Source organism: Streptomyces anatolicus (assembly GCF_019400875.1).
GTDB classification, from domain to species: domain Bacteria; phylum Actinomycetota; class Actinomycetes; order Streptomycetales; family Streptomycetaceae; genus Streptomyces; species Streptomyces anatolicus.
Map to the genome: position 1 here is coordinate 1 of NZ_WMBF01000499.1, position 4,469 is coordinate 4,469.

At 73.3% G+C, this 4,469-nt stretch carries 5 protein-coding genes; 4 read left to right on the forward strand and 1 reads right to left on the reverse strand.

Features of this window, described 5'->3' with window-relative positions; translation table 11 throughout:
• The coding region (locus tag GKQ77_RS28250; RefSeq protein WP_219691758.1) for an NAD(P)/FAD-dependent oxidoreductase at nt 1–999 on the reverse strand (999 nt) is incomplete at its 3' end.
• Between the two features lie 104 nt (nt 1,000–1,103).
• On the opposite strand from GKQ77_RS28250, the gene GKQ77_RS28255 reads away from it, so the two are divergent.
• From GKQ77_RS28255 to GKQ77_RS28270, 4 genes are all read left to right on the forward strand, one after another.
• Nucleotides 1,104–1,718 carry a helix-turn-helix domain-containing protein gene (locus GKQ77_RS28255; protein WP_258022101.1) on the forward strand — a complete coding sequence of 205 codons (615 nt, stop codon included), beginning with the start codon at nt 1,104–1,106 and terminating at the stop codon, nt 1,716–1,718.
• Between the two features lie 74 nt (nt 1,719–1,792).
• Nucleotides 1,793–2,761: an NADPH:quinone oxidoreductase family protein gene (locus tag GKQ77_RS28260; RefSeq protein ID WP_219691759.1), complete on the forward strand. Its 969-nt coding sequence runs from the start codon at nt 1,793–1,795 to the stop codon at nt 2,759–2,761.
• Nucleotides 2,758–3,945, forward strand: coding sequence for an acyl-CoA dehydrogenase family protein (locus GKQ77_RS28265; protein WP_219691760.1), 1,188 nt, complete (start codon nt 2,758–2,760; stop codon nt 3,943–3,945). The genes GKQ77_RS28260 and GKQ77_RS28265 overlap by 4 nt, the downstream gene beginning before the upstream one ends.
• Nucleotides 3,942–4,469: acyl-CoA dehydrogenase family protein (locus GKQ77_RS28270; RefSeq protein WP_219691763.1), on the forward strand; the 528-nt coding region annotated here is incomplete at its 3' end. The genes GKQ77_RS28265 and GKQ77_RS28270, both read left to right, overlap by 4 nt.

Below are 4,469 nucleotides of genomic sequence, written 5' to 3' on the forward strand. Positions count from 1 at the left end.
CCCCTGACCACCCTTCGCCACCGTTCGCGCCACCGCGGCCTCCAGCCGGGGGGAGAAGACTCCCGCCCTGCGCCGCGCGGCCTTCGTCTCGATGTCCGCCATGACCAGCTCGGCGTTGATCAGGAGGCCCGCCCGGTAGCCCGCGGAGGCCGCGTTGATCACCTGTTCCGTGGGGCCCGCTGCGTTGCCGACCGCCCAGACGCCGGGGACTGTGGTGCGGCCCGCCTCGTCCACGGCCGGGTACGGGCCCGCCGGCGTGTCCTTGGTCTGCGCGCCGAGCGCGGTCAGCAGATCGTCGCGGGGCACCGGCTTCGCGGCGATGAACAGGACCGAGCGGGGGAAGAACCGGCCGTCCGCGAGCCGTACGCCCGTCAGCCGGTCGTCCTCGGTCTCCAGGCCCGCCACCTCGCCCTCCACCACCGAGACCCCGGCCGCCGCCAGACGCTCCCACTCCGCGTCCGGCAGCTCCCGCACGGTGTGCAGGAAGAGGGTCACGTCCTTGGACCACTGGGTCAGGAGCAGCGCCTGATGGCCGGCGAACGGCTCCGGGGCGAGGACGCCGAAGGCCTGGTCCCGCACCTCCCAGCCGTGGCAGTACGGGCAGTGCAGCACATCGCGGCCCCAGCGCTCGGCGACCCCCGGCACCGGGGGGAGCTCGTCCACCAGGCCGGTGGCCATGACGACCCGGCGCGCGTGCACCGCCCCGCCGTCCGCGAGCCGCACATCGAACTCCCCGTCGCCGTCCGGCGCCACCTCCACGACCCGGCCCGGGACCATCTCCACCCCGTACCGCGCCAACTCCCGCCGCCCCTCGGCGAGGAACTGGGCGGGCGGCATGCCGTCCCGCGACAGATAGCCCTGCATGTGCGCGGCGGGCGCGTTGCGCGGCTCGCCCGCGTCGACGACGAGGACCCGCCGCCGCGACCTGCCGAGCACCAGCCCCGCGCTCAGGCCCGCCGCGCCGCCTCCGATGACCACTACGTCGTATGCGTCGTACATCTGGTTCCCCTCTCTCCTTCGGGTACCTCTCGACGATCGCTCCAGCGCTGCGAAAGTGACAAGCATCTTTGCCGATACCGCAAGAAGTGCGCCATGATGGAGTCATGAGCGAAGAGACGGACGTCGTACCGCACGAAATGGACCAGGTCCTCACCGAGGTCGGCCCCCGGCTGCGCCGCATCCGCAAGGAGCGCGGAGCCACCCTCGCCGGTCTCTCCGCCGCCACCGGGATCTCGGTCAGCACCCTCTCCCGCCTGGAGTCCGGCAACCGCAAGCCCAGCCTCGAACTGCTGCTCCCCATCGCCCGCGCCCACCAGGTCCCCCTGGACGAGCTGGTGGGCGCCCCGCCCGTCGGCGACCCGCGCGTGCGGGCCAAGCCGATCGTGCGGCACGGTCGCACCATGCTGCCGCTCACCCGGCAGCCCGGCGGCCTCCAGGCGTACAAGGTGATCGAGCCCGCCCGCGCCTCCCCGGCCCCGGACCCGCAGACGCACGAGGGGTACGAGTGGCTGTACGTACTCTCCGGGAAGCTACGCCTGATCCTCGGTGACCACGACGTACTGCTTGGCCCGGGCGAGGCGGCGGAGTTCGACACGCGCGTCCCGCACTGGTTCGGGGCCACCAGCGAGGGCGGGGCCGAGTTCCTGAGCCTGTTCGGGCCGCAGGGCGAGCGCATGCACGTACGGGCGCGCCCTACGCGGAAGGAGAAGGGCGACTGACGGTTCCCTCGCGGCAAGCGACCGCTTAGTATGCGGAGCGAGCACGGTCTACGACAGCCCCGTGGAGGCCCCGCATGCAGGCATGGCAAGTGCACGAGAACGGCGAGCCGGGCGAGGTGATGCGCCTCGCCGAGGTGGACCGCCCGGAGCCGGGCGACGGGCAGCTGCTCCTGAAGGTCCGCGCCGCGAACATCAACTTCCCGGACGCGCTGCTCTGCCGCGGCCACTACCAGGTCAGGCCCCCGCTGCCGTTCACGCCCGGCGTGGAGATCTGCGGCGAGACCGAGGACGGGCGGCGCGTGCTCGCCAACCCGGCGCTGCCCTACGGCGGCTTCGCCGAGTACGCCGTCGCGGACGCCGCCGCCCTGCTGCCCGCGCCCGACGCGCTGGACGACGCCGAGGCCGCCGCGCTCCACATCGGCTACCAGACCGGGTGGTTCGGCCTGCACCGCCGCGCGCACCTCCAGGAGGGCGAGACCCTGCTCGTGCACGCGGCCGCGGGCGGCGTCGGCAGCGCCGCCGTGCAGCTCGGCAAGGCGGCGGGCGCCAAGGTCATCGGCGTCGTCGGGGGCGCCGACAAGGCGGAGGTCGCGCGCGAGCTGGGCTGCGACCTCGTCATCGACCGGCGCGCCGATGACGTCGTCGCCGCCGTGAAGGAGGCCACCGGTGGCCGCGGCGCCGATGTGATCTACGACCCCGTGGGCGGCGACGCGTACGCCAAGTCCGCCAAGTGCGTGGCCTTCGAGGGCCGCATCGTGGTCGTCGGCTTCGCGAGCGGCACCATCCCCTCACCCGCGCTCAACCACGCCCTGGTGAAGAACTACACGATCATGGGCCTGCATTGGGGCCTGTACAACACCAAGGACCCGCGTGCGATCGCGCGTTGCCACGACGAGCTGACCGAACTCGCCACCAAGGGCGCCATCAAGCCCCTGGTGAGCGAGCGCGTGCCGATGTCCGGCGCCGCCGCCGCCGTGCAGCGCGTCGCCGACGGCGTCACCACCGGACGCGTGGCCGTCCTGCCGCAGGGCGGTGCCGCATGACCGACGCCGCCGAACTGCGCACCCGCACACGTGAGTTCCTTGCCGCGCACCCGCCCGCGACCACGGATCGCGCCGACTTCCTCAAGGCCCGTTTCGACGCCGGGCTCGCCTGGGTGCACTACCCCGAGGGCCTGGGCGGCCTCGGCGCGCCCCGCTCCCTGCAAGCCGTCGTCGACGCCGAGCTGGAGGCCGCGGGCGCGCCCGACAACGACCCGCGCCGGATCGGCATCGGCCTCGGCATGGCCGCGCCGACCGTCCTCGGCTTCGGCACCGAGGAGCAGAAGCACCGCTTCCTGCGGCCGCTGTGGACCGGCGAGGAGGTGTGGTGCCAGCTCTTCAGCGAGCCGGGCGCCGGATCCGACCTCGCCGCGCTCGGCACCCGCGCCGTCCGCGACGGGGCGAGCGGCGACTGGATCGTCAACGGCCAGAAGGTGTGGACGTCCAGCGCCCACAGCGCGCGCTGGGCCATCCTCATCGCCCGCACCGACCCCGAGCAGCCCAAGCACCGCGGCATCACGTACTTCGTGTGCGACATGACCGACCCGGGCGTCGAGGTGCGGCCGCTGCGCCAGATCACCGGCGAGGCCGAGTTCAACGAGGTCTTCCTCACCGATGTGCGCATCCCCGACGCGCACCGCCTCGGCGCGGTCGGCGAGGGCTGGAAGGTCGCCCAGACCACGCTCATGAACGAGCGCGTCTCCATCGGCGGCATGCGCATCCCGCGCGAGGGCGGCATGATCGGCCCCGTCGCCAAGGCCTGGCGCGAACGCCCCGAGCTGCGCACCCACGACCTCCACCAGCGGCTGATGAAGCTCTGGGTCGACGCCGAGGTGGCCCGGCTCACCGGCGAGCGCCTTCGCCAGCAGCTCGTCGCGGGCCAGCCGGGACCCGAGGGCTCCGGCATGAAGCTCGGCTTCGCCCGCCTCAACCAGGAGATCAGCGGTCTGGAGGTCGAACTCCTCGGCGAGGAAGGGCTGTTGTACGACGACTGGACGATGCGCAGGCCCGAACTCGTCGACTTCACGGGCCGCGAGGCGGGCTACCGCTATCTGCGCTCCAAGGGCAACAGCATCGAGGGCGGGACCAGCGAGGTCCTGCTGAACATCGTCGCCGAGCGCGTCCTGGGCCTGCCGTCCGAGCCGCGCACCGACAAGGACGTCGCCTGGAAGGACCTCGCGCGATGACTGACCTGCTCTACTCCGAAGAGGAAGAGGCACTGCGCTCCGCGGTGCGCGACCTGCTCTCCGACCGCTGCGACGCCCCGGCCGTCCTCGCCCGCGCCGAAACCGGCACCCCGCACGACCGGGAACTGTGGAAGGCGCTCACCGAGGGCATGAGCCTCGCGGGCCTCCTCGTACCCGAGGAGCTGGGCGGCCAGGGAGCCACCCACCGCGAGGCGGCCGTCGTCCTGGAGGAGCTGGGCCGCGCGGTGGCACCCGTGCCCTACCTCACCAGCGCCGTCGTCGCCACGGAAGCACTGCTCGCCTGCGAGGGTCCCGAGGCGGCCGAACTGCTCGGCGCACTCGCCGCCGGACGCACGGTCGGCGCGCTCGCCGTGAGCCTCGCCACCGCGCCGGGCGCCCCCTTCAAGGGCGTACGTCATGAAGGCGGCGCCCTGCACGGGGAGTTGACCGGCATCGCGGACGCGGCCGGCGCCGACGTGCTGCTCGTCCCGGCGAACGGGGTGAATGGGGCAGAGGGGTCGGAC